Annotated in this window: 4 protein-coding genes; 2 read left to right on the forward strand and 2 right to left on the reverse strand. The window is 66.8% G+C overall.

Going from position 1 to position 2,150, the window contains the following annotated elements; genetic code table 11:
- Positions 1–351, forward strand: a 351-nt coding sequence (locus R1101_RS0121895) for an inositol monophosphatase family protein (RefSeq protein ID WP_016935377.1), incomplete at its 5' end; no start/stop codon positions are given.
- An 85-nt stretch (positions 352–436) separates the two neighbouring features.
- On the opposite strand, the gene cei is transcribed toward R1101_RS0121895, so the two are convergent.
- Positions 437–1,120 carry an envelope integrity protein Cei gene (cei, locus tag R1101_RS0121900; protein WP_026003580.1) on the reverse strand — a complete coding sequence of 228 codons (684 nt, stop codon included), beginning with the start codon at positions 1,118–1,120 and terminating at the stop codon, positions 437–439.
- 361 nt (positions 1,121–1,481) lie between these two features.
- Here cei and R1101_RS0121905 point away from each other — a divergent pair, with 361 nt between their 5' ends.
- Complete coding sequence (locus R1101_RS0121905) at positions 1,482–1,784, forward strand: DUF4193 domain-containing protein (RefSeq protein WP_006551346.1); 303 nt, start codon at positions 1,482–1,484, stop codon at positions 1,782–1,784.
- Between the two features lie 142 nt (positions 1,785–1,926).
- Here the strand turns inward: R1101_RS0121905 and R1101_RS0121910 are convergent.
- A partial coding sequence (locus R1101_RS0121910) for a DUF3093 domain-containing protein (RefSeq protein ID WP_016935379.1) occupies positions 1,927–2,150 on the reverse strand: 224 nt, incomplete at its 5' end.

Here is a 2,150-nt window from a genome sequence, read left to right on the forward strand (position 1 = left end):
ATGGCGCTCGTGGCGACGGGCTTCTCGTATTCCCCGCAACGGCGTGCGCGTCAGGGGGAGTTGGTGGCGGCACTGTTGCCCAGGGTGCGCGACATCCGGCGTGTCGGAGCGGCTGCGCTCGACCTGTGCATGGTCGCGGCGGGGCGGGTCGATGCCCACTACGAACATGGGCTCGGCCCGTGGGACTGGGCGGCGGGGGCTCTGGTCGCCGCGGAAGCCGGTGCGGTGGTGCGTGTCCCGACAGGCACCGGGGACGACGGCGAACTCACCGTGGCGGTCGCGCCGGGACTCGCCGCCGATTTCGAAACTCTCCTCACCGAAATCGGAGCGTCCCACGCAATTCCGAATTGACCGTTTTGTCACATCGGAAATTGTCGTCGGTCACGTTTTACTGCGACGGTGACGAAAACAGCATGCACGGTCTCTGAAAATAGTTTCAGCATCGCGCAGTGCGGGCGGCCGTGAGCAGATCGAGATCGAGGGGAGCCGTCTGTTCGCCCGCCGGAACCTCGCGCAGCGCCCGCAGAACCTCCTCCGCATCAGCCCCGGGAGAGACCTCGCGGAAGTAGGTGCCGAGCGCGAGGTCCACCGTGTCGTCCTCACGTGTGTCCTGCACCAACTCGGCGCACGGAGCGAGCAACCACACCGATGACGCAGCTGCGCGACCGGCTTCACCGAACCGGATCTGCCCCTGGCACTGCAGGTTCTGGTCGACATAGACCGGATCGTTGCCGGCCTGTACGTCGGGCGGACTCGAGAAACCGTAATCGCTCAGTTGCGCGGCCACATGCGTCGCCTGACCGCGTTCTCCGTTGGCGTTGAACACGCGCACCCGGGTTGCCGCCAGGGGAGCGGGTTCGACCTCGAGCAGCGTCGACCGGTCCACGACCTCGCCGAGCGGAGCGGGTTGCGGGCCTTCGGGATCGGCCGCCTCGGTCGGGGGAGCGTTGCACGCCACGGTGGTCGTGACGGGTTCCGACGAACTGATCGCCGAGGTCCACACGACGATGGTGGCTGCGGCGAGGACGGCGCCGGCCACGGCAGCCGGAACCACCCGGCGCCGGCGGAACGGGCGACCGCGGCGATCGGTTGCGCTTCCTTCGGTGATCAGGGAAACCACGCGGCCCTGCCTCTCGTCTTCTGCCGGGATCGTCGCACTCACTGTAGAGGGCGGGGACTGCGTGGGCGGAACCGCCGACCCGAGGAAATGTCACGAGTCGTTGTGTTGTTGATGACGATTGCCGGACAATTTCCCGCGTTTTCGCGCATCGATTGCATATTCGTGCGCAAGGTCGGCTATTGTTCGGCGGCCGAACCGTCCAAGAACGAACGGTTCGGCGTGGAAACAGAGTGAATTCGGGTATGTCACCCCGGTGACATACCCGTCGGGAACTCCAACGGACGGTCGTGCGTTGCCTTGGCCGGGAGCACCGTCCGTGTCCCGGCCGGCTACCGGTACGAGTACTAGAAGGTAAGAGGAAATGGCGACTGACTACGACGCACCCCGGCGGACCGACAGCGACGATGTGTCGGAGGATTCACTCGAGGAATTGAAGGCCCGGCGTAACGAGGCCCAGTCCGCAGTGGTGGACGTCGACGAATCGGACACCGCCGAGTCCTTCGAGCTGCCCGGGGCGGACCTGTCCGGAGAAGAACTGTCGGTGCGGGTCGTTCCGAAGCAGGCCGACGAGTTCACCTGTTCGAGCTGTTTCCTGGTGCACCACCGGAGCAGACTCGCGAGCGAGGAGAACGGAGTCATGATCTGCCGGGATTGCGCGGCGTGAGGACATAGGTGTGCGATACGAGACCGGGTGACGACGGTGCGCCGTGGTCACCCGCGTCTCTCTCGCACATGCCCCGGCGCTGTGGCGGCTCCCGCTGCACTCTGCGTCCGGGCTCTCTTTCTGTGCCCCGGCTGTCGTGCCTCTACCGGCGACCCGACTCGTCGCACCCCAGTGCCGCGAGCAGTTCGGCCGGCCGCCGCGTGCTGACCAGCCAGTACGGCGTCGGATCCTCCGGGTCGTCGAGCACCACGAGCGCCATGGTCCGCACCCAGGGGCGGTGCTGGACGAACGCCGCCGGATCGAGCTGGCGTCCCATCGCGGCGCTCTTGGCCGACGGCGGAACCACCACCCCCCGCGAGATCACAT

It is taken from the genome of Rhodococcus sp. R1101, from assembly GCF_000278445.1.
In the GTDB taxonomy this organism is placed as follows: domain Bacteria; phylum Actinomycetota; class Actinomycetes; order Mycobacteriales; family Mycobacteriaceae; genus Rhodococcus; species Rhodococcus gordoniae.